Origin of the sequence: Micromonospora sp. NPDC051227 (assembly GCF_044455385.1) — a bacterium.
Taxonomy (GTDB): Bacteria; Actinomycetota; Actinomycetes; order Mycobacteriales; family Micromonosporaceae; genus Micromonospora.
This window is the reverse complement of the sequence record NZ_JBITET010000001.1, coordinates 814,942-841,308: the sequence shown is the minus strand read 5'-3', so window position 1 is coordinate 841,308 and position 26,367 is coordinate 814,942. Positions and strand designations below refer to the sequence as shown.

Here is a 26,367-nt window from a genome sequence, read left to right as displayed (position 1 = left end):
CTGAGCCACGCTCCGGCCCGCATAACCGGTACTCGGGATGTGCGGGCCGGAGCGAGGCCCTCTGACGCCGGTCATCCGGCGTAGGCGTTGGCCACCAGGAATGAGTCCTCGTAGAGTCGGAGCTTGACGATCTGATCACCATGCACCCGGAAATGCACGGCCACCGCCATCTCGTACCGGCGGCCGGTGCTCCGGGCCATCCGGCCGAACCGGCCAGCATCACCGCGTCGTCGCCGCCAGGGCGACCGACCCCGCGCTGGCAATTGGGCGCGCACTCGTTCAGCAGCTGACGGCGTACCTCGCCTCGACCTCGTCCACCTGCCAGAGCAGCCCACCATCGTCCTGGGCGCTGAAGACGCCGTCTGCGCCGGCAGCCAGCAGGTGACGACTGTCCCGTCGGAGTGGGGGAGCAGTCAGCTGGGCCTGGCGTTGCGCTACCGTCAAGGCGCGCGCCCCGGCGTCGACAGTCCGCGTCCGCCGGCCGTCGATGGCCCGCAGAACCCATCACATTCAAGGAGAACCCGATGCCGGAGCCTGAGCCCGCCCAGGACGCCCCCGCGGTGGCTGCCGAGACCTCACCAACGGCCGAAACCGAGACCGAGACCGAGCCGCCTGCCGTTCCGGCGAATCGGGCTGCCCGACGCGCGAAGGGCAAGGTGGCCTCGCCCCAACCACACGGAAAGGGTCAGCACCTCGGCGGCCGGGGCTCGGTCCAGAGCCCTCGCCAGTGGGGTAACCGCCGTAGCGGCTGATCCGCGATGGGCGCTCTGTCAGCGCAAACCCTGGGATCAACACGGTCGTCAGCTCATGCCGACGCCGGCCGTGCGCTGTGGCGTCCCCGCCGCGACGCTTGTGATCCAACCCGACCCGCCCCGACCCTCTGCGCCGGTCCAGCACCGGTTCCGTCAGTGGCGCGGCGAATGCCGACCGGGCAAAGTGGAATTTGGAAGCCGGCGTACGTCGGCTTTGTCGGCGCCCACGGGTACGGTTTCGGTGCTCGACACGTACGGGTATCGGCGGCACGTCGTCGGGGCGGGAGCGGCCAGCCCGGTGGCGACGGACCGTGGGAGGGAGCGACGGTGGCGCAGCGGAGAGCATTGGTGGTTCGGGGCGGTTGGGAGGGGCACCAGCCGGTCAAGGCGACGGAGTTGTTCCTCCCCTTCCTCGAACGAAGCGGCTATGCCGTACGGGTCGAGGAGTCGACGGAGATCTACGCCGACGCCGCCGAGATGGCCGAGACCGACCTCGTCGTGCAGTGCATGACGATGTCCCAGATCACCGCGGACCAGGTGGCGGGCCTCAGCGCGGCGGTCATCGCCGGCACGGGCTTCACCGGCTGGCACGGCGGCATCGTGGACTCGTTCCGCGCGTCATCCGAATACCTGCACCTGGTGGGCGGCCAGTTCGCGACCCATCCGGGCCGGGAGCCGTGTGAGCGTCACGGTGGCCCGGAGGACAACTTCCTGCCGCACACGGTGCGCGTCACCGACCTCGGGCGGGGGCACCCGATCACTGCGGGCATCGAGGACTTCGACCTGGTCACCGAACAGTACTGGGTGCTGCACGATGACCTGATCGACGTGCTGGCCGTGACCACCCACCCGACGCAGGCGTGGCATCCGTGGCATCGGCCGGTCACCTCACCGGCGATCTGGACCCGACAGTGGGGTGCCGGGCGCATCGTCGTGACGACCCCGGGGCACAGCCTCGACGTGCTGGAGCACGCTGATGTCCGCACCGTGATCGAGAGGGGGATGGTGTGGGCGACCCGCACCGCGTCGGCGTCATAGGTCTCGGGGTCATCTCCCGCGCGTACCTCGACACACTCGCGGACCACCCTGAGGTCGACATCGTCGCGGTGGCTGACCTCGACGCCTCCCGGTCGGCCGAGGTCGCGGCCACGATTCCTGGAGCCGAGGCGATGAGCGTCGAGGGCCTGCTCGCCCGCCCGGACGTGCAGACGGTGCTCAACCTCACCATCCCCGCGGCGCATGCCGGCATCGCGCTGGCCACGATCGACGCCGGCAAGAACGTGTACGGCGAGAAGCCGCTCGCCGTGACGTTCCCGGACGGCCGCTCGATCATCGAACGGGCCACGTCGGCAGGCGTCCGCGTCGGGTGCGCGCCGGACACCGTTCTGGGTACGGGTACGCAGACGGCGCGGGCGGCGATCGACGGCGGGCTCATCGGCCGCCCGATGTCCGCGTCGGCCGTCATGGTCACTCCCGGGCACGAACGCTGGCATCCCAACCCCGACTTCTACTACGCCCCGGGCGGCGGCCCGTTGCTGGACATGGGGCCGTACTACATCTCGGCGCTCATCCACCTGCTCGGGCCGGTCCGGGCGGTGACCGGAGCCGCCAGCCGCCTGCGCGCCGAGCGCGTCATCGGCTCGGGTCCGCGCGCCGGCCACCGGATCCCGGTGAGGGTGGACACCCACCTCACCGGCGTCCTGGAGCACGCCAACGGTGCGCTCTCCACCATCACGACGAGCTTCGACGGCGTCCGGACGACTGCCGCACCGATCGAGGTGCACGGGGAGGCCGGCACGCTCGCCGTACCCGACCCGAACTACTTCGACGGTGAGGTCCGCCTCTTCGCGCTCGGCGGCACCGAATGGCGCCCCCTCGAACCGCGGGCCGGTTACGCCGAGGGTTCCCGGGGCATCGGTCTGATCGACCTGGTCAGGGCCGACGATGAGCGTCCGTCGCGCGCCGGCGGCGACGTTGCACTGCACGTGCTCGAAACGATGACCAGCCTGCTCAGGTCCGCGGCGGAAGGCCAGCGGGTCGAGCTGACGACGGTGGTAGAGCGACCCGCGCCGGTTCCGCTCACTCCGATCGGGGACTGGCAGGCGTATCAGGCCTCGTGAGGTGGTCGCGTTGACAGGCGGAAGGGCCGGCCGGCGCCGACAATGGGGGAGTGGCACCCGCCTTCGTCCTGCACGACCACCGCAAACCACGACCGCACTTCGACCTGCGGCTCGAAGAAGACGGTGTGCTGCGCTCGTGGGCGGTGCCGCGCGGCCTGCCGGACAGCCCCAGCGACAACCGGCTCGCGATCGCCGTACCCGACCACGACCTGGATCACCTCACCTACGAGGACGCCGACAAGTCGATCGCCGACATCGGCACCTGGGAGGAGCACGACCGCACCGACCGCCGGATGCTGTTCACCTTGCACGGCCGCACCGGCCGTCGGCGGTACGCGCTCATCCGCACCGGCGAGGGGTGGCTGCTCCACCTGACGAAGGAGCAGCCTCCGGACGAGCGCGGACGGTAGCCGACGAAGACGGCGATGGTGGGCAGCGGGACTGCGTCACAGGCCCTAGCATCGCCGGCATGGCAACGCGGCTTGTACAGATCAACATGAAGGCTCAGGACGACGCCGCGCTGGGCGGTTTCTGGGCGCAGGCGCTCGGTTGGGAAATCTCCAGTGAGGGACCCGGCGTGACGAACCTCGAACCCGAGGGTTTCGTCTACCCCGACCCCGTAGCTGTCTGCATCGACCTCATCGTCTCCCCGGAGCCCAAGACGGTGAAGAACCGCGTGCACCTGGACCTCGCCACCACCTCGGCGGAGCATCAGGCGGAGGTGGTCGCGCGGCTGAAGGATCTCGGCGCGACAACCGCCGACGTGGGCCAGGGTGACGTGCCGTGGACGGTCCTGGCCGACCCGGAGGGCAACGAGTTCTGCGTGCTGGACCCCCGGCCGCTCTACCAGGACACCGGGCCGATCGCCGCCGTCGTGGTCGACTGCGCGGACCCGCGAGCCATGGCCCGGTTCTGGAGCGAGGCCACGGACTGGACGCTGCACGAGGTGACCGACCAGGGGGCGAGACTGCGCTCCGCCAAGGGCGTCGGCCCCTACCTGGAGTTCGTCCGTACACCTGACGTGAAGAACGGGTGGAACCGCGTCCACCTCGACGTCCGCCCGTACCCCGGTGACGACCTGGAGACCGAGGCGGTCAGGCTGCGGAGTCTCGGCGCGACCCCGATCGAGCTGGGCCAGACCGTCCGGTGGCGGGTGTTCGCCGACCCGGAGGGCAACGAGTTCTGCCTCCTCACCCCGAGCTGACCGATCACGGGGTGCCGCCATTCTGCGGCGGATGTCGAAGGGCGCCCACCGGGTCGGGCAACGGCCCGGTTGCGGCGAAAGTGGCAGTTCGTGGCCGACGTGAGGTCCCACCGCGGACGTTGGCTTTACGGCAGACACCGATCTATGGTGGGGGCATGCCGCCGGTGACCTTCCGCTCGCCCGCCGCCACCGAGGTGGCGGTAGGCGGTGCTGTCCAGGTGCCGACGGCGACACGCCTCAAGGCCGACATGCGGGTGCCGGTTGTCCGCGCGCCGCACACCGCGCCCACGCACAAGATGTCGAGCCCCACGCGAACCGGCCGAGGCCCACCTGCGGAATCGTTGCATACCCAGAACGACCGCCAGGGCGAAGCTATCCAGCTTCGGCCCTTTTTGTTTTTCCCGCCCAATCCCCTGGAAAGGCAGACCATGACCGTCGATCATCGTCGTACCCTCGATCAGAGTTGGCTGGCTGATGTGCGAGCGTCCCTGGCGGACGACTTCGCCACCCAGACGGCTCGCCTGCGGGAACTGACCGAACTCAACGCCGACACCGGCGACCCGGGCGAGGCCCACAATCAGGCCGCGCTGCTGGCAGCCACCCGTCAGACCATCGAGCAGATCACCGGTGCGCTGAGCCGCATCAGTGACGGCACCTACGGTGCCTGCCAGAGGTGCCACCGGAGCATCCCGGCCGAGCGGCTCGAAATTCTCCCGCACGCCCGCTTCTGCGTGCCGTGCCAGGAGAAGCAGAACAGGTGACGCCCGGTGTGGCTGCCGCGCCGCCGGCACGGCAGCCACACCGTCACGTGCGAGAGCCCGGCCTTTCATTCAGTGAAAGCTCCGGTTCCCCAGCGGGGACACCGCACGGGACGATCCGGCTCCATCGACGTCCGTCGGCATGGAGGTCCGGTCGCATGACATTCGCGCGTAACCAGTGGTATGTGGCGGCCTACGGCAGTGAGGTGGGGCGAAACCTGCTCGCCCGGACGGTGCTCGGTGAGCCGCTGGTGCTGTACCGCACCGGTGCCGGGCAGGCGGTGGCGCTCGCCGACCGGTGCGTACACCGGCGCTTCCCGCTGTCGGAGAGCCGGCTCGACGGCGACACGATCGTCTGCGGCTACCACGGCTTCACCTACGATCCGACCGGCGCCTGCGTCTTCGTACCCGGTCAACAGCGCATCCCGCGCACCGCGCGGGTGGTCTCGTTCCCGGTGGTCGAACAGGACTCCTTCATCTGGGTCTGGATCGGCGACCTCGACCGGGCCGAACCGGCTGCGATTCCCCGCGCACCGTGGCTGGCCCACCCGCGCTACGCGGTGGTGCGGGGCATGGCGCCACTGAACGCACGGTACGGCCTGCTGGTCGACAACCTCCTGGACCTGTCCCACGAGACCTATCTGCACGGCGGTTACATCGGCACGCCGGAGGTGGCGGACACCCCGATCACCACCGAAGTGGACGAGGACCGGGGGATCGTCTACGTCAGTCGGCACATGGACGACGCCGAGTGCCCCCCGTTCTACGCGCGCTCCACCGGCATCCAGGGCCGGATCACCCGGTGGCAGGACATCGAGTACCACCCGCCCTGCCTCTACCTGCTGCACAGCCGGATCGCACCGCAGGGTGTCTACCCGCCCGCGGAGGGCGAGGACCGCGAAGCGTTCCACGCCGAGATCGTGTACGCCATCACCCCGTCGACGGAGCACACCACCTACGACTTCTGGGCGGTGGCGCGCGACTTCGCCATCGACGACGAGTCGGTCAGCGAGTACCTCCACCACAGCAATCACACAGTTGTCATGCAGGACGTGACAGCGCTCAACATCCTGGAGCAGGTGATCGCGACCGAGCCGGACAGGTACCAGGAGTTGAGCATCAACATCGACACCGGTGGACTGGCCGCCCGGCGGCTGCTGGCTCGGATGGTCGGGTCGGGGACGGTGGGAGCGGCGCGATGAGGTCCCGGGCAGGCTCCCTCACCGGGGACCGGGTCTACCGGATCCACTGGGTGCCGGGCACCGACACCCTGCGCGGGATCTGCCACTGCGGGGCCGAGCGCCGCACCGAGGAACCGGTCGAGTTGTGGGAGTGGCTGCTCGGCCACCCGCAGGGCCACCAGGGTGCAGCCGTGCCGGTGCCCGGGCCGCCGAGGCGGCCGGCGATGCGCGAGTGACTGTGGACGTGCTGACCGGTGTCGAGCTGGTGGTCGCCGGCCGCGATCAGGTGGCGGCCGAGGTGGTGGCGATTCGCCTTTGTCGGGCGGACGGCGGTGACCTGCCCGAGTGGACGCCGGGCGCGCACATTGACCTGGAGTTGGGCGCCGGGCTGGCCCGGCAGTACTCCCTCTGCGGCGACCCGGCGGAGCGGTCCGTCCTGCGGATCGCCGTGCAGCGCGAACCGAACGGGCGCGGCGGCTCCCAGCTGGCGCACGAGCGGCTCACCGTCGGCGCGACCGTCCGGGTGAGCGGACCGCGCAACACCTTCCCGCTGGTCGCGGCACGCCGCTACCTCTTCATTGCCGGCGGTATCGGCATCACCCCCATCGCACCGATGGTCGCCGCAGCCGACGCCGCAGGCGCCGACTGGCGGCTGGTGTACGGCGGACGCAGCCGCGCCACCATGGTCTTCGCCACCACCCTGCGGGAGAAGTACGGCGACCGGGTGAGCCTGCACCCGCAGGACGAGACCGGGCTGCTTGATCTGGCCGGGTTGCTGGGCCGGCCCGGCACCGGGCTCGTCTACTGCTGCGGCCCGGAACCACTGATCGCCGCGGTCGAGGAGCACTGCCGTGGCTGGCCACCCGGCTGCCTGCACGTCGAGCGTTTCACCGCCCGAGGCGACACCGGCGCGCCGGAGACGACGATCGAGGTCGAACTCGCGCTCTCCGGGCGGACGGTGACAGTGCCGCCGGGCACGCCGATCCTGCGGGCGGTGGAGGAGGCCGGGGTCCAGGTCCTCTCGTCCTGCCGGGAGGGCACCTGCGGCACCTGCGAGACGCCGGTGCTCGCCGGTGTGCCGGAGCACCGCGACAGCCTGCTCACCGCCGAGGAGCGGGCCGCCGGGGACACCATGATGATCTGCGTCTCCCGGGCCCGTACGCCCCGCCTCGTGCTGGAGCTGTGAGCGCCCGGCGTGGGCGGGGATGATGACGGGGTGCGCGCAGAACCGGGACGGTCGGTGACGAGCAAGGTGCTGGCGTTGCTCGACGCGTTCAGCCCGGCCACCCCGGCGTTGACCCTGAGCGAGTTGGCGCGTCGCACCGGGATGCCACTGCCCACCGTGTACCGGCGGGCCGCGGAGCTGGTCGCGTGGGGGGCACTTGAGCGCGGCGACGACGGGCGGTACCGGATCGGTCTGCGGCTGTGGGAGGTGGGCTCGCTCGCCCCCAGGGGCCTGGGGCTGCGGGAGCTGGCCCTGCCGGTGATGGAGGACCTGTACGAGGTGACCCACGAGAACGTCCAGCTCGCCGTCCGGCAGGATCTCGAACTCGTCTTCATCGAACGGATCGCCGGGCGACACGCGGTGCCCGTGCTCACCCGGGTGGGGGGTCGCTTCGCGCTGCACGCCACCGGCGTCGGGCTGGTCCTGCTCGCCCACGCGCCCGCCGAGGTTCAGGAGCAGGTGCTGGCCGCTCCGCTGGAGCGGTACACCGAACTGACCATCACCGACCCGAAGCGGCTGCGTCGCTGCCTCGCCGAGGTACGCCGGGTCGGGTACGCGGTCAGCGACCGTCAGGTCACCATGGACGCCCTCTCGGTGGCCGCGCCGATCCGCGTACCGGATGGTGTGGTGGCGGCGATCTCGCTGGTGGTCGCCCACGACCGCGCGGACGCGGTGGCGTTGGCACCGCTGGTCCAGGCCGCCGGCCGGGTGGTCTCCCGGGCGCTGAACAACTCCACCCGCCCTGCCGTCTGATGTAGACAGACTGCGAATCGTTGACGCCCGGTCAAATTCTGCATTACGTTGCCGGTGCGCGTGTTACTCCCCACCTTCGTGCGCGGATCGGCATCGACGAAAGGGAGCACTCATGTCACTGGACGGCAAAGTCGCCATCGTCACCGGCGCCGGGCGGGGTCTCGGCCTCGCCTACGCGCAGGAGTTGGCGCGGCGGGGCGCCTCGGTCGTGGTCAACGACGTCGACGCCGAGGCCACCGCCGACGCCGTGGCGACGATCGAGACGTCCGGCGGTCGGGCCGTCGCGGTGGTCGCACCGGTCGGACCGACCGAGACCGCGAAGGAGCTCGTCAGCACGGCGGTCGAGCACTTCGGACGGCTGGACATCCTCGTCACCAACGCCGGCGTGCTGCGCGACACGGTGCTGTGGAAGATGAGCGACGACGACTTCGACACCGTCATCAACGTGCACCTGCGCGGCACGTTCACCACAGTGCGCGAGGCGGTGCAGCACATGCGGCAGGCCGGCGAGGGCGGGCGGATCATCTGCGTCGGGTCACCCACCGGGCAGCGGGGCAATTTCGGCCAGACCAACTACGCCGCCGCCAAGGCGGGCATCGTCGGCATGGTCCGGACCTGGGCGCTGGAGCTCAAGCGGGCCGGCATCACCGCCAACACCGTCGTCCCGGTCGCCGCGACCGCGATGACAGCCACCGTTCCCTACTTCGCCGCGGCGGTGCGGGCCGAGGCGAACGGCGAGCCGATGCCCGCGTTCTTCCGACACGAGCTGGGATTCGGCACGGCGGACGACGTGGCCGGGCTGGTCGCGTTCCTCGGCTCCGACGCGGCAGCCTCGGTGACCGGGCAGGTGATAGGTGTCGGCGGGGACCGCCTGCAGATCTGGACCCACCCGGAGGCGGCGCTGACCGCGCACCGCGAGGGCGGTTGGACGTACGACGCGCTGGTGGAGGCCTGGCCGACGACGTTCGCCGGTGCCGCGCAGAGTGTCGGCGAACGCTTCCCGAAACTCCCCGAGGAGTTCGAGCCCGCGCCGTCCTGACCGGCCCGAGCAGACCTGCCCGCACCGACCCGCCCGACGAAGGTTGGCCCCATGTACCAGCCCGCGATCGACCTCGACGACGTCACGGCGATCGACATGCACGTGCACATCGAGGTCGACGACCAGGGTCACGCCTCTCTGCCCGAACCGCTCGTGGCAGCGGCGTCGGCGTACTTCAGGACGGACGGCCCACGGCCCGCCGTCGACGCGGTGGCGCAGTACTACCGCGAGCGGCACATGGCTGCCGTCGTCTTCACGGTGGACGCGCGTACCCAACTGAAGCATCAGCCACTGTCGAGCAGCGACATCGCCCGCGCGGCGGCCGAGCACGCCGACGTGCTCATCCCGTTCGGGTCGGTCGACCCGCGCACCGGGGGAGCGGCCCTCGAACTCGCCGACCGGTTGATCCGGGAGGAGGGCGTTCGCGGCTTCAAGTTCCACCCCACCGTGCAGGGCTTCGACCCCAGCCACGACGAGTACGCGCCGCTGTGGGGCCTCCTGGAGCGGGCTGGCGTCCCGGCGCTCTTCCACACCGGGCAGACCGGCATCGGCGCGGGTACGCCGGGCGGCTACGGTCTGCGCCTCGGCCGGTCGAACCCGATTCTGCTCGATCCGATCGCGGCCGACTTCCCCGACCTTCAGATCATCATGGCCCACCCGTCGGTGCCCTGGCAGGACGAGGCGTTGTCGGTGGCCACGCACAAGCACAACACCTGGATCGACCTGTCCGGCTGGAGCCCGAAGTACTTCCCGCCCGAGCTGGTGCGCTACGCGAACTCGCTGCTGAAGCGACGGGTGCTCTTCGGCACCGACTACCCGATGCTCACCCCGGACCGGTGGCTTCGCGACGTGCAGTCGACCGACCTCAAGCCGGACGTGCTTCCGGGGATCCTGAAGGACAACGCGGCCCGACTGCTGGGCCTGGCCCGGTGACGACGAGAGGAAACGCCATGACGACGACCATCACCTACGACCGGCTCGGCGACCTCGCCGGCACCGATCTCGGCCACACCGGGTACCGCACTGTCACCCAGGACCAGGTGGACCTGTTCGCGGACGCCACGGACGACCACCAGTGGATCCACGTCGACCCGGAACGGGCGAAGACCGGTCCGTTCGGCGCGCCGATCGCGCACGGGTTCCTCACCCTCTCCCTGGCGGTTCCCTTCTGGACCGAGCTGCTCGAGGTCAAGGGGGTGACCACGAAGGTGAACTACGGCCTCGACAAGGTGCGCTTCCCCGCGCCGGTCGTGGTCGGGGCGCGGGTGCGCATGCGGGCCACCGTCGTCGAGGTCGTCGAGGTCCGCGGCGGCTACCAGCTCACCGTCGACCAGACGATTGAGATCGAGGGCGGGACCAAGCCGGCGGTCGTCGCGCGAGGGCTGTACCGCTTCTACGCCTGAGCCCGGGGGCATCCGTCGAGCCGGGCGAGCACACCACCTCCACCCCCAGGAGAATGATGATGCACCAGCACGGAATCGGCGCCTGGCTGGCCAAGCGCCGGCTCAAGTCCCCGGACCAGATCGCGATCATCCACGGCGACCGGCCACCCATGACGTACCGCCAGTTCGCCGACGCCGTCGACCGGATCTCGGCGGTGCTGCGGGAGCGGGGCGTCGGCAACGGCGACTCCGTCGCCTACCTGGGCGAGAACAGCCCCGAACTCCTCCAGGTGATGTTCGGGGCAGCGCAGGTCGGGGCGGTCTTCGTGCCGGTCAACACCCGGCTCGCCGCACCCGAGATCGCCTACGTCCTCGCCGACTGCGGTGCGCGGGTGCTGATCCACGACCCGGACTTCGCGGTGCCGGTGGCCTCCGCCGTGTCGACCGTCCGGACCCCGTACGTCATCGTCAACGGTGCGGGCAGCGCGGACCGGCCCGGGCTGGCCCACCTGGCCCGGGCCGCCGTCACCCCGTTCACCGGCCACGCCGACACCGCCCACGAGGATCCGGCGGCGATCGTCTACACCTCGGGCACGACCGGCCGGGCCAAGGGCGCGGTGCTGACCCACGGCAACCTCACCTGGGTGGCGCTCAACTGTGTGGTCGACTATGACGTCGTCTCCACCGACGTCGCCCTCATGATCTCGCCGCTGTTCCACGTCGCCTCGCTCGGGATGGGCGCCCTGCCCGTCATCCTCAAGGGCGCCACGATGGTCATCGAGAGGGGCTTCGAGCCGGGCCGCGCGCTCGCGCAGATCGAGCGGCACGGGGTCACCATGCTCAGCGGTGTGCCGACCACCTACCAGCTGATGGCCGACCACCCCGCCTGGGCGTCAACCGACCTGTCGACGTTGACGAAGCTCACCTGCGGAGGTTCGGCGGTGCCGGCCCGCATCCTCAACGCGTACGAGGCGCGGGGCCTGTCGTTCTCCCAGGGCTACGGAATGACCGAGGCCGCGCCGGGCGCCACCGCGCTGCCGCCCACGATGACCCGCGTCAAGCAGGGCAGTGTCGGCCTGCCGCACTTCTTCACCGACGTACGGATCACCGATCCGGCCGGTGCGGTGCTGCCCGCCGGCGCTGTCGGTGAGATCGAGGTGGCCGGTCCCAACGTCTTTCCCGGCTACCACGGGCTGCCGAAGGCGACCGCCGAGGCGTTCACTGCCGACGGGTGGTTCCGCTCCGGCGACCTCGGCCACCTGGACGCCGACGGCTACCTCCACATCTCCGGCCGCCTCAAGGACATGATCATTTCGGGGGGCGAGAACATCTACCCGCTCGAACTCGAGCAGCTGCTCACCGAGGTCGACGGGGTGACCTCGGCGGCGGTCATCGGCGTGCCGGACGAGCGTTGGGGGGAGGTGCCGTGGGCGATCGTGACCGTACGGGAGGGCGCGTCCGTGGACACCGCCACCGTCCGGGCCCGCCTGGACGGCAGGATCGCGCGCTACAAGCTCCCGAAGAACGTCGTCATCGTGGACGAGCTGCCGCGGACGGCGTCGGGGAAGGTGCGGAAGGCCGATCTGCGGACCCGATTCGGCGCCTAGTCGCGGGCCGGGTCGCGACGAGTTCGGCGAACTCCGCCGCGGACGCCTCGGCCAGCTTGTCGTGCATCCGGCGGTAGGTCCGCACCGATCTCGCGGCGGGCCATTCCGCGTCCATGAACTCGGCCGGCAGCCTCGGGTCGGCGCGCAGCAGGGCGAGCCAGTCCGCTACGAGCATCGTCCGTACGGTGAGGGCGCTCGGCGCCATCGCCAGCGCGGACCTGTCGTCCCACACCTCGATGAAGGCGAGGTGCGCGCGTCGGATCGCCTCGATGTCCCAGGCCGCGCGCACGCTCTCGCCGATCGGGAAGCCGGCGAGTTCGCGGGCGTGGAAGGCGACCACGGTGTTGGGTGCGAGGTCTTGGCGCAGCGGCTCCAACGACCCGGCGAGGTCGACCTCGCCGGGCGCGAGCCAGAGCCCGTCCCGGATCGGCGCGAAGCCCTCCCAGGTGAGGGTTGAGCGCAGCCGGTGCCGCAGCATCCGCTGACCCTCCGGGATCGAGAAGGTGACCAGGGTCCAGCCGCTGCCCTGCGGGTCGAACGGCCGCGGCCCGCGAACGCGGTCCTTCGCCTCGCGCAACACCGCCGCCCCGTGCTCGGTCAGTGAGAACAGCGTCTCCCGGCCGCTCCTGCTGCGCGCGAGGATGCCGCTGTGCACGAGACGGTCGAGGGTCGCGCGGGTGGCCGGCGCGGCGACGTCCGCGCCTTCCAACACGGTGATCAGAGCGCTTGCCCGGATGGGCCCCGTGGCGGCGTCGACGACGTGTTCGCCGAAGAAGGCGAGCAACAACTGCTTCGGCTGACGACTACCCACAGCGCTTCCCTTCGGCGAACTCGTTGGCCTGGCCGCCGATCACCGGGCGGATCGCGGGGCCACAGCCTGCCCGCGCTTGGCCCGCTGGATCTGGTCGTAGACGTGCGTCCGCAATTCCGTGAAACGGGGCAGAGCGCGGGTCGTGATCTGATCGCGCTCCGGCGGCAGGTCGATCGCGAGGTCCTCCTGGACCCAGGTCGGCGACGTGGACAATACTAGAACCCGCTGACCGAGATACACCGACTCGTCGATGTCGTGGGTGACGAAGACAACCGAGATGGTGCGGCTGGCGTGCAGCTCGCGGACCAGGTCCTCCAGGTCGGCCCGGGTCTGCGCGTCGACGGCGGCGAACGGTTCGTCCATGATCAGGACGTCGGGCTGGTAGGCGATCGCCCGCGCGATCGCCACCCGCTGTTGCATCCCCCCGGAGAGCTGCCACGGGTGGCTTCGCGCGGCGTGCGCGAGGCCCACCGCCTCAAGGGCGTCGACGACCAGCTTGTCCCGGGCCGCGCGGGTGAGCTTCTTGTGCCGCAGTGGCAGCTCGACGTTCCCGCGCACCGTCAGCCAGGGGTAGAGGCTGCGACCGTACTCCTGGAACACGACGGCCATGGCCGGGCTGGGCCCGGTCACCGGCGAGCCGTCCATCTCGACCACGCCGCTGGTGGGCCGCAGCAGGCCGGCGAGGCACTTCAGCAGGGTGGTCTTGCCACAACCGGACGGCCCGACGATGCAGACGAGCTCACCGGCGTCCATGGTGAAGCTGATGTCCCCGATCGCCTCGACGGTGCCCGTCGCCGACTCGTAGACCTTCCGCAGGTGCTCCACCCGCAGCAGGGTGCTCCGATCAGGCACGGTTGACCTCCCTGATTCCGTGGTACCAGCGCAGAACACGCCGTTCGACGAGACCGAAAGCTACGGCGAGGAAGACGCCGACGAGACCGAGGAGGAGGATGCCACTCCACATCTCGGCGATCAGGTAGTTGCGCTGGAAGTAGGCGATCCGGTAGCCGAGGCCGGAGGAGGAGGCGAACATCTCGGAGATGACCATCAGGATCAGCGCTACCGAGAGGGCCTGCCGGACCCCGGCCATGACCCGTGGGCTGGCGGCCGGGAGCACGAGGAACCAGAGCCGCTCCCACCAGGTGACCTGAAATGATTCCGCGGTCTCCGTCATGACGCTGTCCGTCCCCCGGACACCCTCGATCGTGTTCAGCAGGATCGGCCAGATCGCGCCGGAGACGATCACGACGACCTTCATGGTGTCGGTGATCCCGAGCAGGAGCATCATCACCGGAATCAGCACCGGTGGCGGGATGGCCCGGAGGAACTCCAGCAGCGGTTCGAGGAGTTCGCGCAACCAGCGGGTCAGGCCGATGACGGTGCCGGCGGCGATGCCGAGCACGATCGACGCCGCGACACCGAGGCCGAGGCGGGCGAGGCTGGGCAGCACGTCCTCGACGAACGCCGGGCCGATCCAGGTCTCCCTGAAAGCCTCGGCGATCGTCAACGGGTCGGGGAAGAACCGACTCGTCGTCCTCGTCGCCACCAGACCCCAGAGCACCAGCAGCAGCGTCGGCAACCCCAACGGGTAGAGCAGGCTCGCCGCGATCCGGAATCCGACCGTCCGGCTGCGTGCCGTGGTGGCGATCCGCCCGGTGTACGGGGTCACAACGGCTCCTCTCCTCGTACCGACTGGTGCCACGACAGCACCCGACGCTCGATGAACCGGAAGACGATGTTCACCATGAGCCCGAGCAGGCCGGTGACCACGACCAGCGCGTACAGGCCGGCGGCGTCTCCGGCGGAGCGGGAAAGCTCGATCATGCGCCCGAGGCCGGGGTTACCGATCACCATCTCCGCGGTGATGGCGAGGATGAGCCCCACCGCCGCCGCGAGGCGCAGGCCCGTCATGAGGTACGGCAGGGTGGTGGGCAGGACCAGGTGCGACAACTGCTCCCGCCGGGTCAGACCGAAACTGCGGGCGGTGTCGCGAGCCACCGCGTCGACGTCGGCGACGCCGTAGATCACCTGCACGAACACCTGCCAGAACGACGCGTAGATGATGATGACGAGGGCGGCCTGCCGCTGGATGCCGAACATCAGCACGGCGAGCGGGATGAGGGCGACCGATGGGATCGGTCGCAGGAACTCGACAATGGTGTGGGTCGCGCGCCGTAGGAACGGCACCAGCCCGACGACCGTGCCGAGGACGACGGCGGCGACCGTCGCCACCGTCAGGCCGATCGCCCAGGACGTCATGGTGCTGCCCAGCCGCCGCCAGAACGCGAGGTCGACGAGCTGCTCGAACAGCCGCGCCAGCACGTCCGTCACGTACGGCAGATACAGCGGGTTGATCAGGCCCAGCGTCGGGATCAGCTGCCAGACGACGAGGAACCCGGTCAGGCCGACGACGCCCAGCATCGCTGTGCGTAACGCGCGCAGGCGTCGGGTGGGGAACACGCGCATGTCACTCCCGTCGTCAGGCGGGCGGCGAGGCCCTCCCCGGTCCGGGGGTCGGGGAGGGCGGGATCGCGCCAGCTACTGCTGCTGGATGAGACGGTCGAAGTTGGGTTGCTTGTCGAGAACCTTGTACTTCTGCGCGAGCTCGGCGAGCGTCTGCAGGCTCGACCGGTCGACCTCCCAACCGAAGGCCGGCAGCCGCACCGACTCGGCCACCGGCGGTGGCAGCTCCAGGTTGTCCTTGATGGCCTGCCGCAATGATGCCTCGTTGGCGGGGTCCTTGGCCCACTCCAGCGTCTTCTTCATCGCTGCGGTGAAGTCCTCGACCAGCTTGGCGTCCTTCTCGGTGCGTTCCTTGGTGGTGATGGTGGTGAGCGTGGTCAGGCCGGGCACCACCGCCTGGTAGGGCGCGACGATGAAAGTGTCGCCGCGGGTCTTCAGTTGGGTGACGAAGGGCTCCGGCACCCAGGCGGCGTCGATGTTGCCGGATTCGAGTTGGGCCGGGGCGTCCGGGAAGGCGACCTCGACGAACTTGATTGTCGACGGGTCACCGCCGTCCTTCTCGACCGCCGCCATGATCGTCACGTCGCCGGCCGCGCCCAGGCTGTTGACCGAGACCCGTTTGCCGGCGAGGTCGGCCGGTCGTTTGATGCCGGACTTCGCCGAGGCGACCACGGCGTTGATGTCGTCGCCGTCGGCGTACGAGGAGGCGTAGTTGCCGATGATGACGACGCCGAGATCCCGCAGGTCGGCCCGGAACGGGCCGAAGGGCTGGCCGATCGCGAAGTCGATGTCGCCGTTCATGAGTGCCGGAATGGCCTGCGCGCCGCCCTGGGCGGGCAGCACCTCGACCTGGAGCCCGCGCTCGGCGAAGATGCCCGCCTTGACGCCGCCCCAGAGCGCGGCGGTCTCGGTGATGGGCAGCGCCGCGACCCGGACCTTGCGCAGGTCGCCCGAGGGCTGTGCGGACGGTGTGGACGCGTCGGAGTCGGTACATCCGGTGAGGGCGATCGCGGTAGCGGCGATCAGCCCGAGAGCCATGACCTTCTTCATTGACGAGGCCCTTCCTGGGCGGGGTGGTGGGTGCGTCGGAAGTCGGCGGATGCCTCGGATCTGCAGGTGAACTACCGCTGCGTGGGGGCGCACGCCGCTGTGTTGGCCATGGTCAGTCACCCCGGCATTGAAAGTCAATAATTTCTGACGCCCGTCATAATTAAGTTGAACAACGCTCTGCTGTGGAGGCGTCGCACCGGCTCGCGCTCAGACCTCGGGCAGGCCCACGTAGTTCTCGGACAGGCTCCTGGCGTACGCCTCGGAGGTGGCGACGTACCTCAGCGTGGCGGTCTGCAGCTTCGTCTCGTACGGGTCGTCGCGCTCCAGCCGGTGCAGCATCGAGGTCATCCACCAGGAGAAGTGCTGGGCCCGCCAGACCCGGCGCAACGCCGTGGCCGAGTAGGCATCCAGCAGATCGGTGCGGCCCCCGTCGTACCACGCGGCGAACGCGTCCCCGAGAAGCGCGACGTCGGCGAGGGCAAGGTTCATGCCCTTCGCGCCGGTGGGTGGGACGATGTGCACGGCGTCCCCGGCCAGGAACAACCGCTCCCACCGCATCGGCTCGACCACGAAGCTGCGCATCGGGGTGATGGACTTCTCCAGGATCGGCCCCTCGTTGAGCGACCATCCCGGCACCGTCTCCAACCGGGCCCGCAGCTCCGTCCAGATCCGCTCGTCCGGCCACGCGGCGATGTCCTCGTCCGGTGCGACCTGTAGGTACAGCCGAGAGATCTCGGGGGAGCGCATGCTGTAGAGGGCGAAGCCCCGTTCGTGGTTGGCGTAGATGAGTTCGTCCACCGCCGGGGCCGCTGCGGCGAGGACGCCCAACCAGGCAAAGGGGTACGCCCGCTCGTAGGTGGTCAGCACCCCCTCGGGCACCGCGCCGCGGCTCACCCCGTGGAACCCGTCGCAGCCGGCCACGAAATCGCAGTGCAGCTCCTCGGCCCGCCCGTCCCGTCGAAAGTGGACGACCGGTGAGTCCGAGTCGAGACCGTCCAGGCCTACCGCGTCGGCCTCGAAGAGGATCGCGCCGCCGGCCGCGAGCCGGGCGGCGATCAGGTCCTTGACCACCTCCTGCTGCCCGTAGACGGTGATCGCCCGCCCGGTCAGATCCGCCATCGGTACCCGGTGCGACTCCCCGGCGAAGCGCAGCTCGATGCCCTCGTGGCGCAGCCCCTCCCGTCGCAGCCGCTCACCGACGCCGCTGCGGCAGAGCAGGTCGACCGAGCCCTGTTCGAGGACCCCGGCCCGGAGCCGGTGCTCGACGTGGTCGCGGCTGCGGCTCTCCAGCACCACCGACTCGATTCCGCGCAGGTGCAGCAGGTGCGACAGCATGAGCCCCGCCGGCCCGGCGCCGACGATGCCGACCTGGGTACGCATTCCCGGCATGCCCCTCTCCTCCCGGCGTCAGAACGGGTACCGCGTGATGGCGCCCTGCACGGTGAGCCACTGGGTCTCGGTGAACGCCTCGACGTTCGCTGCGGCCCCACCGAACCGGGAGCCGGTGCCCGACGCCCCCACCCCACCGAACGGCGCCACCGCCTCGTCGCTCACCGTCTGATCGTTGATGTGCACGATCCCGCTGGGGATCCGGTCGGCGAGGGCCATCGCCCTCATCACGTCGCGGCCCAGGATGCCCAGCGACAGGCCGTACTCGGTCTGCCGGGCCAACCGCACGGCCTCGTCCTGGTCGGCGAAGGTGATCACCGGCGCGACCGGGCCGAAGACCTCCTGGGCGTACGCCGGGGTCGCGGGGGTGACGTCGGTGAGCACCGTCGGCCGATAGAACAGCCCCTCGTACGTGCCCCCGGCGGCCAGTCGGGCACCCGCGTCGACGCTCGCCGTGACCAGTGCGTGGACCTTGTCGCGCTGGCGCTCGTCGATGATCGGCCCGAGCGCCACCTGCTCCTTCGCCGGGTCGCCGACCGGCAGGTGGTTCGCCTTTTCCGCCAGCCGCTCGACGTACCGCTCGGACAGACTCTCGTGCACCAGGTGCCGGCCGGTGGTCATGCAGATCTGGCCCTGGTGCAGGAACGACCCCCAGGCGCCGGCGGAGACCGCGAGGTCCAGATCGGCGTCGTCGAGCACGATCAGCGCCGAGTTGCCACCGAGTTCGAGGTGTGCGCGTTTGAGGTGGCGTGCTGCCGCCTCGCCGACCTTGCGGCCGGCAGCGGTCGACCCGGTGAAGCTGATCACCCGTACGTTCGGGTCGGCCACCAGCGCCTCGCCGACCTCGACCCCGCCGGGAAGGACGTGCAGCAGCCCGTCGGGCAGGCCGGCCTCCTCGAAGACCCGGGCGATCGAGACACCGCCGCAGACCGCCGTGCGCGGATCGGGCTTGAGCACCACGGCGTTGCCCAGCGCCAGGGCCGGGGCGACGGAACGGGTGGCCAGGATGAGCGGGAAGTTGAACGGCGCGATGACCCCGACGACGCCGACGGGCAACCGGCGAGCCAGGCTGAGCCGCGGTTGCGCGCTCGGGATGATCTCGCCGAGCGGGTGCGAGGCCAGCGCCGCCGCCTCGTAACATTCCTGCGCCGCAGTGTCGGTCTCGACGCCGGCCTTGGGTGGGATGGACCCGGACTCCCGCACGATCCAATCGCCGATCTCGGCGGCGTGCCGCTCGAACAGCTGCCCGGCCCGGCGCAGCACCGCGGCCCGCTCGGCGTAGCCGGTGGCGGCCCAGGCGCGCTGAGCGGCAGCGGCGCGAGCGCAGGCGCGCGTCACGTCCTCGGCGTTCGCCACGCCGACCTGGCCGATCTCCTCGCCGGTGGCGGGGGAGCGCACGGGTGCCGTGCCGCCGGCCGGTTCCACCCAGCCGTCGCTGTGCAGGGTGCCCTGCCAGGTCGTGACGTCCAGCAGTGTCATGGCGGTCCTCCTCGGAGCGTGGGGCCGGTGGGCTGGTCCCGGGGTGACCGGGCGGACTTCCGCTCACGAAGGGCCCGGAGGTGTTCGCTTACCGAACGGCCGTTCTCTGCATGAACGTTGGCACGTGGTCCGGCTCGCGTCAACGCATCGCCCGGCGTGATTGCCGCGCACTGTGGACGGCGGTCCGGCCTGTCGTTGACGGATGTCGTTCCCCGTCGTACGTTCGAGATGAGTACGGCAGTCCGCATAGCGAACGGCTGGCGGGCAGCGCGGTTCACCCAGGAGGCGGGGAGGCCCATGGCGAAGCTCGTCTCGCTGACCGACGGCGTGGCGCACCTGGTCCGTGACGGCGACGTGGTGGCCCTGGAAGGGTTCACGCACCTCATTCCGTTCGCCGCAGGTCACGAGATCATCCGCCAGGGACGGCAGGATCTGACCCTCGTGCGGATGACCCCCGACGTCATCTACGACCAGCTGATCGGGGCGGGCTGCGCCCGTCGCCTGGTCTTCTCCTGGGGTGGCAACCCGGGCGTCGGCTCGCTGCACCGCTTCCGGGACGCCGTGCAGCACGCCTGGCCACGTCCACTCGACCTGGAGGAGCACAGTCACGCGGGCATGGCCAACCGGTACGTCGCCGGGGCGTCCGGGCTGCCGTTCGCCGTCCTGCGCGGCTACACCGGCACCGACCTGCCCGGGCACACCACCAACATCCGGCCCATCACCTGCCCGTTCACCGGCGAGACGCTGACCGCCGTCCCCGCCCTGCGTCCGGACGTGACGGTGGTGCACGCCCAGCGCGCCGACCGGAACGGCAACGTGCAGATGTGGGGCATCACCGGGGTGCAGAAGGAGGCGGTGCTCGCCGCCCACCGGTCACTGGTCACCGTCGAGGAGATCGTGGACGAGTTGGAACCCGTACCCGGGCAGGTGATCCTGCCCGGCTGGGCGGTCACCGCGGTGGCCGAGGTGCCCGGAGGCGCGCACCCCTCCTACGCCCACGGCTACTCGGTGCGGGACAACGACTTCTACCGGGACTGGGACGCCGTCAGCCGGCACCGCGACACCTTCCGGGCCTGGCTGGACGAGCACGTGCACAAGGCCGACGCGGCGGCATGAGTCAGCGCAGCGAGCGAGGGGAACGCGATGGCGGACTGGACCGCGGACGAGATGATGACCGTCGCCGCAGCACGGCAACTACGCGACGGCGCGGCCTGCTTCGTCGGGATCGGGTTGCCCAGCACCGCGGCGAATCTCGCCCGGGCGACCCACGCCCCGAACCTGGTGCTCATCTACGAATCCGGGTGCCTCGGCGCGAAGCCGGACCGGCTTCCGCTCTCCATCGGAGACGGGATCCTCGCCGACACCGCTGACGCGGTCGTCTCGGTGCCCGAGGTGTTCAACTACTGGCTCCAGCCCGGCCGGATCGACGTGGGCTTCCTCGGCGCCGCGCAACTCGATCGCTACGGCAACATCAACACCACTGTCGTCGGCGGCGACTACGACGCCCCGACGGTCCGGCTGCCCGGCGCCGGTGGCGCCCCGGAGATCGCCGCCTCCTGCGGCGAGGTCGTGGTGATCGTCCGGCAGGACCTCCGGACGTTCACCGAACGGGTCGACTTCGTCACCTCGGTCGGGTACGGGACGGGCCCGGGCGACCGGGAGCGACTCGGCCTGCGGGGCGCTGGCCCCCGAGTGGTGATCACCGACCTCGGCGTCCTCGAGCCCGACCCGGTCACCTGCGAGCTCACACTGACCCACCTGCACCCCGGCGTGACCCGGGAGCAGGCGCGGGCGGCCACCGGCTGGGACCTCGCCGTCGCCGAGGGACTGGCCACGGGTGAGCCACCGACGGCACGGGAACTCGCGGTGCTGCGGGCGCTGGAGGCGACGAAGTCCGACGGGAGACGACAATGACCACTCAGGACACCCAGGCCAGCAGCGGGTTGGTGCTACCGCAGTACCGGCGCGACGACGTCGACGCCCACCCACCCCTGCTCAGCCCCGGCTACAAGTCGACAGTGGCGCGGGCGCCGAGACACCCACTGGTCCACCTGCCGCAGCGGCTGACCGAGGTCACCGGGCCGTTGCTGGGGGAGGAGCGGCTCGGTGCGCTCGACCACGACCTGACCCGCCAGCACGACGGTGAGCCGCAGGGACAGCGGATCATCGTGCACGGGCGGGTCCGCGACGGTGACGGCCGACCGGTACCCCACACGCTGGTCGAGATCTGGCAGGCCAACGCCGCCGGTCGGTACCGCGACGCACGGGACACCTGGCCGGCGCCGCTCGATCCCCACTTCGAGGGGGTGGGCCGGGCGCTCACCGACGACCAGGGGCGCTACCGGTTCATCACCGTGCAGCCCGGCGCCTACCCCTGGCGTAACCACGACAACGCCTGGCGGCCGGCGCACATCCACTTCTCCCTCTTCGGCCGCGCGTTCACCCAGCGGCTGGTGACGCAGATGTACTTCCCGGGCGATCCGCTCTTCTTCCAGGACCCGATCTTCAACTCGGTCCGCGACCCGAAGGCCCGGGAACGGATGATCGCCCGGTACGACCACGCCAGCACCGCACCGGAGTGGGCGTTGGCGTACGAATTCGACATCGTGCTGCGCGGCCGGGAGAGCACCCCTTTCGAGGACGAGGACGATGATGAGTGAGCAGTTGGGCGTCATGCCCGCGCAGACCGTCGGGCCGTACCTGCACATCGGTCTGCGCTGGCCCGACGGCCCGTACGTGGTGCCCGAGGGCACGCCGGGCGCATTCTGGATCAGCGGTCGGATCGTCGACGGCACCGGGACGCCGGTGATCGACGCGATGGTGGAGAGCTGGCAGGCCGACCCGGAGGGCCGGTTCGACCATCCGGACGACCCCCGGGGGGCCCGGCCGCCCGCGCTCGCGGGTTTTCGCGGATTCGGGCGGAGCGAGACCGACGGGCAGGGGTGGTACCGGCTGCTGACCGTCAAGCCCGGTGCGCTGCCCGAGCCGGACGGCGGCACCGAAGCCCCCCACCTGACCCTGTCGGTCTTCGGGCGCGGGCTGCTGCACCGCCTCGTCACCCGGCTCTACTTCCCCGACGAGTCGACGGCGAACGCCGCCGACCCCGTGCTGAGCAGCGTCGACGCCGACCGCCGTGGCACCCTGCTGGCGAGGCCCGCCGCGGACGGGTTCCGGTTCGACATCCACCTTCAGGGCGACCATGAGACCGTCTTCTTCGCCCTCTGACGGACTGCTCGGCGGCCTCTCCGGCGCCCCGGACGTCGACGCGGAACTCAGCGACCTGGCCCTGCTCCAGGCGATGCTCGACGTGGAGGCCGCGCTCGCCCGGGCCGCGGCGGACGCCGGCATCCTGCCCGTACCGGCGGCGGAGGCGATCGCCGAGTGGTGCCGCGCCGAGCGGTACGACCCGGCGGCGCTGGGCCGGGCCGCCGACGCCACCGGCAACCCGGTCGTCCCGCTCGTGCGAGAGCTGACCGCCGCCGTGCCGGAGCACGCCCGAGCCTGGGTGCATTCCGGAGCGACCAGCCAGGATGTGCTGGACACCGCGCTGGTCCTGGTGGCGGTGCGGGCGCTCGGGCCGCTGCTGGCTCAGCTCGACGTGGCAGTGGACGCCGCCGCCCGGCTGGCCGACGCCCACCGGGACACCGTGATGGTCGCCCGGACACTCGGGCAGCAGGCGGCACCCAGCACCTTCGGGCTCAAGGCCGCCGGCTGGTTGACCGGTCTGGTCCAGGCCCGGGACCGACTGCGTCAGGTCCGCGCCGCACAGCCCGCGCAACTCGGCGGCGCGGCCGGCACCCTTGCCGCGTTCGGGCCGGCCGGCGCCGAGGTCACCGAGCGGTTCGCTGCGCACCTGGGCCTCCCGCCCAGCCCGCTGCCCTGGCACACCCGCCGTCAACCCTGGCTCGATCTGGCCGCCGCCCTCGGTGGGCTCCTGGTGGCCGCCGGCAAGATCGCGCTCGACGTCGGGTTGCTCGCCCAGAACGAGGTGGGCGAGGTCGCCGAGGGCGGCGCCGGACGAGGCGGCTCCTCGGCCATGCCGCACAAGCGCAACCCGGTGGACTCGATCCTCGTCACCGCCGCGGCGCGACGCGGTCCGGGTCTCGTCGCCACCCTGTTCGCCACGGCGGTGCAGGAGCACGAGCGGGCCGCGGGCGGCTGGCACGCCGAGTGGGAGCCGCTCCTCGATCTGCTGCACGTGGCCGGTGGCGCCACCGCCCGGTGCGCCCGGATGCTGGCCGGGCTACAGGTCCGCCCGGAGCGGATGCGGGAGAACCTCGACGCGACCGGCGGCCTCCTGCTCGCCGAGGCGGTCGCCGCGCGCCTGGCGCCCGCCGTCGGCCGCCGCGTCGCACACGACCTGGTGACCCGCGCCGCCGCCGAACCCTCGTTCCGCGCCGCGCTGCTCGCCGACCCCGAGGTCCGTGCCCACCTGTCCGACACGGAGCTGGCCGAGGCACTCGACCCGTACCGCTGGCTCGGCTCGGCCGGCCAATTCGTCGACAGTGCCCTGGCCGCCGTCCGGGGAGCGGGCGGATGACCACCCGGTTGCATCTCACCGTCGACGGCCCGGCCGCCGCGCCGGTGCTGCTGCTGGGCAGTTCCCTCGGCACCGCCGCCGCGATGTGGGAACCCCAGCTGTCGGCGCTCGCCCAACGGTTCCGGGTCATCCGATACGACCACCTGGGCCACGGGCGCTCGGCGGTGCCGCCCGGGCCGTACACGCTGGACCTGCTGGGCCGGGAGCTGCTGCGGACGCTGGACGACCTCGACGTGCCGCGGGTCCACTACGCGGGGTTGTCCCTCGGGGGCATGGTGGGCATGTGGCTCGCCACGTACTCGCCCGACCGGGTGCGGCGGCTGGCGCTGCTCTGCACGTCGGCGTCGCTCGGCCCACCCGAGCAGTGGCGGGCACGAGCCGCGACGGTTCGAGCCGATGGTCTGCCGGCGATCACCGACGCGGTGGTGGCCCGCTGGTTCACTCCGGCCTTCGCCGCAGCCCGGCCGGAGGTGGTCGCCACCCACCGCGCCATGCTGACCGCGACGTCGCCGGCCGGATACGCAGCCTGCTGCGAGGCGATAGCCGCGATGGACCTCCGACCCGACCTCGGGCGGGTCGCCGCGCCGACGCTGGTGATCGCCGGCGCGGACGACCCGGCCACCCCGGTGGAGCACGCCCGCGAGATCGTGGGGCGCATCCCACTGGCCCGGTTGGCGGTGATCGACGCGGCGGCGCACCTGGCCAACGTCGAGCAACCCGAGCAGGTGTGCCGACTCCTGTTGGAGCACTTCCACGAGGGACGTGGTGACGGATGAACGACCGCGAGCGGCACGAGGCGGGCATGACGGTACGTCGACAGGTGCTGGGTGACGCGCACGTGGACCGGGCGATCGCCGGCACGGAAGAGTTCACCGCCGACTTCCAGGACTTCATCACCCGCTACGCCTGGGGGGAGGTGTGGAGCCGGCCGGGCCTCGACCGGCGGACCCGCAGTTGCGTCACCCTCGCCGTGCTCGCCACCCTGCACCACGACGAGGAGTTGGCGATGCATGTCCGGGCCGCGCTGCGCAACGGGCTCAGCCCGGAGGAGGTGGCGGAGGTCCTGCTCCAGGTCGGCGTCTACGCTGGTGTACCGGCGGCGAACCGGGCGTTCAAGGTGGCCCGGGAGGCCCTGCGGCAGGAGGCCGGGTGAGCGTGAGCGAGGAGGCGACGAGGTCGCCGGAGTTCGTTCAGTCGCTGGAGCGCGGCCTCGCGGTGATCCGGGCGTTCGACGGCGAACATCCGCAGCTCACGCTCAGCGAGGTGGCCAGACGGACCGGGCTGACCCGGGCTGCGGCGCGCCGGTTCCTGCTCACCCTGGTCGAGTTGGGCTACGTGCACACCGACGGCCGGCTCTTCTCGCTGCGGGCCCGGATCCTCGAACTCGGCTATGCCTACCTGTCCAGCCTGAGCCTGCCCGAGGTCGCGCAGCGGCACATGGAGGCGCTGGTCGCGCAGGTGCACGAGTCCTGCTCGGTGTCGGTGCTCGACGGCGACGAGGTGGTCTACGTCGCCCGCGTGCCCACCAAGCGGATCATGACCGTGGGGATCAGCGTCGGCACCCGGTTCCCCGCGTATGCCACCTCCATGGGCCGGGTGCTGCTCGCCGCGCAACCGGTGGAGTGGCTGGACGACTACCTCGCCACCGCGCAGCTGCGGCCGCTGACCCGGCGCACCGTCACCGACCCGGTCAAGCTGCGCGCCGTCCTGACGAAGATCGCCGCTCAGGGGTACGCCATCGTGGACCAGGAGTTGGAGGAGGGGCTGCGTTCGGTGGCCGCGCCGATCCACGGCGAGAACGGGTCGGTGATCGCCTCGGTGAACGTCTCCGCGCACGCCAGCCGGGGGTCCTTCGAGATGATCCGTCGAGAGCTGCTCCCGCCGCTGCTGGCCGCCGCGAAGCGGATCGAGGAGGACATCCGGGGCGGCCTGAGCCGGTCACCGACGGCCGACGGGCTCAGCTCAGCTTGAGGGCCGGCGCGGTGACGACCCGCGCCGGACGGCGCAGGTACCACTCGGCCACCGCCAGGTTGATCAACCAGCCGGCGACCACCAGCCCGGCCCGGAGGTTCCCGTCGGGCTGCTCGCCGGTCGCGATGAGGTACGGCGCGTGGGTGAACGCCTGGGTGCCGGCTCCGAGGCCGATCGCGTAGCCGCGCACCATCCACCTGCGGTGCCGGGCGATGTCCCGGCGGAGCACGGCACCGAAACCGACCAGGATCGAGCCGGCCATGGCCGAGCCGAAGACGAGCCGCATACCGGCGAGCACGTCGTTGTCATGGGCCGGCAGGTCGTACGCGAAGGCCATCCACAGCCCGGTGAACGCGACCGTCAGCCCACAGGGGACGAGCACCCGGCCGGCCCGGCGGTGCCAGGCGTGCCGGCGCAGACGGGGTACGAACTGGAACGCGCCGAGGATCGTGTACACCACCGCGCCGACGATGTGCAGCACCACCGGCAGCGGATCGGCGACGAAGCGTGCGTTCGCCGCGGTGACCTCCGGTCCGCTGCCCAGCTCGGTGAGCCGCCCCGCGCCGGCGAGCATCGGTATCAGGCCCAGCAGGATCACCGCGGCCGGTAGCCGCCACTCGCGCATCGTCATGCCACCGATGGT

The 26,367-nt window shown here is 71.1% G+C and carries 30 protein-coding genes; 21 read left to right on the top strand and 9 right to left on the bottom strand.

Annotated elements, in window-relative coordinates; genetic code table 11:
* Positions 1 to 71 precede the first annotated feature (71 nt).
* Positions 72 to 200, bottom strand: a complete 129-nt coding sequence (locus ACIA47_RS03890) for a hypothetical protein (protein WP_396705231.1) — start codon at positions 198 to 200, stop codon at positions 72 to 74.
* Positions 201 to 1,079: 879 nt separating this feature from the next.
* Here ACIA47_RS03890 and ACIA47_RS03885 point away from each other — a divergent pair.
* The 13 genes from ACIA47_RS03885 to ACIA47_RS03825 all read left to right on the top strand — a co-directional run bounded on the left by ACIA47_RS03885 (position 1,080) and on the right by ACIA47_RS03825 (position 12,021).
* Positions 1,080 to 1,790, top strand: a complete 711-nt coding sequence (locus tag ACIA47_RS03885; RefSeq protein ID WP_396705229.1) for a ThuA domain-containing protein — start codon at positions 1,080 to 1,082, stop codon at positions 1,788 to 1,790.
* Positions 1,760 to 2,872 carry a Gfo/Idh/MocA family protein gene (locus ACIA47_RS03880; protein WP_203118933.1) on the top strand — a complete coding sequence of 371 codons (1,113 nt, stop codon included), beginning with the start codon at positions 1,760 to 1,762 and terminating at the stop codon, positions 2,870 to 2,872. The genes ACIA47_RS03885 and ACIA47_RS03880 overlap by 31 nt, the downstream gene beginning before the upstream one ends.
* A 50-nt stretch (positions 2,873 to 2,922) precedes the next feature.
* Positions 2,923 to 3,282: a DNA polymerase ligase N-terminal domain-containing protein gene (locus ACIA47_RS03875; protein ID WP_203118935.1), complete on the top strand. Its 360-nt coding sequence runs from the start codon at positions 2,923 to 2,925 to the stop codon at positions 3,280 to 3,282.
* Between the two features lie 59 nt (positions 3,283 to 3,341).
* Complete coding sequence (locus tag ACIA47_RS03870; RefSeq protein ID WP_396705226.1) at positions 3,342 to 4,076, top strand: VOC family protein; 735 nt, start codon at positions 3,342 to 3,344, stop codon at positions 4,074 to 4,076.
* A gap of 155 nt (positions 4,077 to 4,231) precedes the next feature.
* Positions 4,232 to 4,837, top strand: coding sequence for a TraR/DksA family transcriptional regulator (locus ACIA47_RS03865; protein ID WP_396705224.1), 606 nt, complete (start codon positions 4,232 to 4,234; stop codon positions 4,835 to 4,837).
* A gap of 155 nt (positions 4,838 to 4,992) precedes the next feature.
* Positions 4,993 to 6,036, top strand: a complete 1,044-nt coding sequence (locus ACIA47_RS03860) for a Rieske 2Fe-2S domain-containing protein (protein ID WP_396705222.1) — start codon at positions 4,993 to 4,995, stop codon at positions 6,034 to 6,036.
* Positions 6,033 to 6,251 carry a hypothetical protein gene (locus ACIA47_RS03855; protein WP_396705220.1) on the top strand — a complete coding sequence of 73 codons (219 nt, stop codon included), beginning with the start codon at positions 6,033 to 6,035 and terminating at the stop codon, positions 6,249 to 6,251. The genes ACIA47_RS03860 and ACIA47_RS03855 overlap by 4 nt, the downstream gene beginning before the upstream one ends.
* Complete coding sequence (locus ACIA47_RS03850; RefSeq protein WP_396705218.1) at positions 6,248 to 7,201, top strand: PDR/VanB family oxidoreductase; 954 nt, start codon at positions 6,248 to 6,250, stop codon at positions 7,199 to 7,201. Before ACIA47_RS03855 ends, ACIA47_RS03850 begins: the two co-directional genes overlap by 4 nt.
* Positions 7,202 to 7,231: 30 nt before the next feature.
* Entirely contained in the window at positions 7,232 to 7,993 is a 762-nt protein-coding gene (locus ACIA47_RS03845) for an IclR family transcriptional regulator (protein ID WP_396705216.1), read from the top strand.
* Positions 7,994 to 8,105: 112 nt separating this feature from the next.
* A complete protein-coding gene (locus ACIA47_RS03840) occupies positions 8,106 to 9,032 on the top strand; it encodes an SDR family NAD(P)-dependent oxidoreductase (RefSeq protein ID WP_203118946.1) in 927 nt (308 codons plus the stop codon).
* 51 nt (positions 9,033 to 9,083) lie between these two features.
* Entirely contained in the window at positions 9,084 to 9,965 is an 882-nt protein-coding gene (locus tag ACIA47_RS03835) for an amidohydrolase family protein (RefSeq protein ID WP_396705213.1), read from the top strand.
* Between the two features lie 17 nt (positions 9,966 to 9,982).
* Positions 9,983 to 10,435: a MaoC family dehydratase gene (locus ACIA47_RS03830; RefSeq protein WP_203118949.1), complete on the top strand. Its 453-nt coding sequence runs from the start codon at positions 9,983 to 9,985 to the stop codon at positions 10,433 to 10,435.
* 59 nt (positions 10,436 to 10,494) lie between these two features.
* Positions 10,495 to 12,021: a long-chain fatty acid--CoA ligase gene (locus ACIA47_RS03825; protein ID WP_396705211.1), complete on the top strand. Its 1,527-nt coding sequence runs from the start codon at positions 10,495 to 10,497 to the stop codon at positions 12,019 to 12,021.
* Here ACIA47_RS03825 and ACIA47_RS03820 read toward each other — a convergent pair.
* From ACIA47_RS03820 to ACIA47_RS03790, 7 genes are all read right to left on the bottom strand, one after another.
* Entirely contained in the window at positions 11,945 to 12,832 is an 888-nt protein-coding gene (locus tag ACIA47_RS03820) for a PaaX family transcriptional regulator C-terminal domain-containing protein (protein ID WP_396705209.1), read from the bottom strand. The genes ACIA47_RS03825 and ACIA47_RS03820 overlap by 77 nt on opposite strands.
* A gap of 39 nt (positions 12,833 to 12,871) precedes the next feature.
* Positions 12,872 to 13,684, bottom strand: coding sequence for an ABC transporter ATP-binding protein (locus tag ACIA47_RS03815; protein WP_124860935.1), 813 nt, complete (start codon positions 13,682 to 13,684; stop codon positions 12,872 to 12,874).
* Positions 13,677 to 14,501 carry an ABC transporter permease gene (locus ACIA47_RS03810; RefSeq protein ID WP_396705207.1) on the bottom strand — a complete coding sequence of 275 codons (825 nt, stop codon included), beginning with the start codon at positions 14,499 to 14,501 and terminating at the stop codon, positions 13,677 to 13,679. Before ACIA47_RS03810 ends, ACIA47_RS03815 begins: the two co-directional genes overlap by 8 nt.
* A complete protein-coding gene (locus ACIA47_RS03805; RefSeq protein WP_396705205.1) occupies positions 14,498 to 15,298 on the bottom strand; it encodes an ABC transporter permease in 801 nt (266 codons plus the stop codon). The genes ACIA47_RS03810 and ACIA47_RS03805 overlap by 4 nt, the downstream gene beginning before the upstream one ends.
* A gap of 72 nt (positions 15,299 to 15,370) precedes the next feature.
* Positions 15,371 to 16,345 carry an ABC transporter substrate-binding protein gene (locus ACIA47_RS03800; protein ID WP_203118962.1) on the bottom strand — a complete coding sequence of 325 codons (975 nt, stop codon included), beginning with the start codon at positions 16,343 to 16,345 and terminating at the stop codon, positions 15,371 to 15,373.
* Positions 16,346 to 16,552: 207 nt separating this feature from the next.
* The gene (locus ACIA47_RS03795) at positions 16,553 to 17,734 is read right to left on the bottom strand and encodes a 4-hydroxybenzoate 3-monooxygenase (RefSeq protein ID WP_396705202.1); all 1,182 of its coding nucleotides are present in this window, start codon (positions 17,732 to 17,734) and stop codon (positions 16,553 to 16,555) included.
* Between the two features lie 18 nt (positions 17,735 to 17,752).
* Positions 17,753 to 19,213 (bottom strand): benzaldehyde dehydrogenase, encoded by a 1,461-nt coding sequence (locus tag ACIA47_RS03790; RefSeq protein WP_203118964.1) that lies wholly within the window; start codon positions 19,211 to 19,213, stop codon positions 17,753 to 17,755.
* 297 nt (positions 19,214 to 19,510) lie between these two features.
* On the opposite strand from ACIA47_RS03790, the gene ACIA47_RS03785 reads away from it, so the two are divergent.
* Genes ACIA47_RS03785 through ACIA47_RS03750 form a run of 8 tightly spaced genes read left to right on the top strand, consistent with a single transcriptional unit; the run spans position 19,511 to position 25,724 of the window.
* Entirely contained in the window at positions 19,511 to 20,329 is an 819-nt protein-coding gene (locus ACIA47_RS03785) for a CoA transferase subunit A (RefSeq protein WP_396705200.1), read from the top strand.
* 27 nt (positions 20,330 to 20,356) lie between these two features.
* Positions 20,357 to 21,127: a CoA-transferase subunit beta gene (locus ACIA47_RS03780; protein WP_396705198.1), complete on the top strand. Its 771-nt coding sequence runs from the start codon at positions 20,357 to 20,359 to the stop codon at positions 21,125 to 21,127.
* Complete coding sequence (gene pcaH / locus ACIA47_RS03775) at positions 21,124 to 21,873, top strand: protocatechuate 3,4-dioxygenase subunit beta (protein ID WP_396705196.1); 750 nt, start codon at positions 21,124 to 21,126, stop codon at positions 21,871 to 21,873. Before ACIA47_RS03780 ends, pcaH begins: the two co-directional genes overlap by 4 nt.
* Positions 21,866 to 22,438, top strand: a complete 573-nt coding sequence (gene pcaG / locus ACIA47_RS03770; protein WP_203118989.1) for a protocatechuate 3,4-dioxygenase subunit alpha — start codon at positions 21,866 to 21,868, stop codon at positions 22,436 to 22,438. Before pcaH ends, pcaG begins: the two co-directional genes overlap by 8 nt.
* A complete protein-coding gene (pcaB, locus tag ACIA47_RS03765; RefSeq protein WP_396705193.1) occupies positions 22,413 to 23,753 on the top strand; it encodes a 3-carboxy-cis,cis-muconate cycloisomerase in 1,341 nt (446 codons plus the stop codon). Before pcaG ends, pcaB begins: the two co-directional genes overlap by 26 nt.
* On the top strand, positions 23,750 to 24,529 hold the full coding sequence (gene pcaD, locus ACIA47_RS03760; RefSeq protein ID WP_396705191.1) for a 3-oxoadipate enol-lactonase: 780 nt from the start codon (positions 23,750 to 23,752) through the stop codon (positions 24,527 to 24,529). The genes pcaB and pcaD overlap by 4 nt, the downstream gene beginning before the upstream one ends.
* Positions 24,526 to 24,906 carry a 4-carboxymuconolactone decarboxylase gene (gene pcaC, locus ACIA47_RS03755; RefSeq protein WP_203119787.1) on the top strand — a complete coding sequence of 127 codons (381 nt, stop codon included), beginning with the start codon at positions 24,526 to 24,528 and terminating at the stop codon, positions 24,904 to 24,906. Before pcaD ends, pcaC begins: the two co-directional genes overlap by 4 nt.
* Complete coding sequence (locus ACIA47_RS03750; RefSeq protein WP_396705189.1) at positions 24,903 to 25,724, top strand: IclR family transcriptional regulator; 822 nt, start codon at positions 24,903 to 24,905, stop codon at positions 25,722 to 25,724. Before pcaC ends, ACIA47_RS03750 begins: the two co-directional genes overlap by 4 nt.
* Here ACIA47_RS03750 and ACIA47_RS03745 read toward each other — a convergent pair.
* A complete protein-coding gene (locus ACIA47_RS03745; protein WP_238410671.1) occupies positions 25,711 to 26,355 on the bottom strand; it encodes a DUF2306 domain-containing protein in 645 nt (214 codons plus the stop codon). The two genes, ACIA47_RS03750 and ACIA47_RS03745, sit on opposite strands and share 14 nt — an antisense overlap.
* Positions 26,356 to 26,367 lie beyond the last annotated feature (12 nt).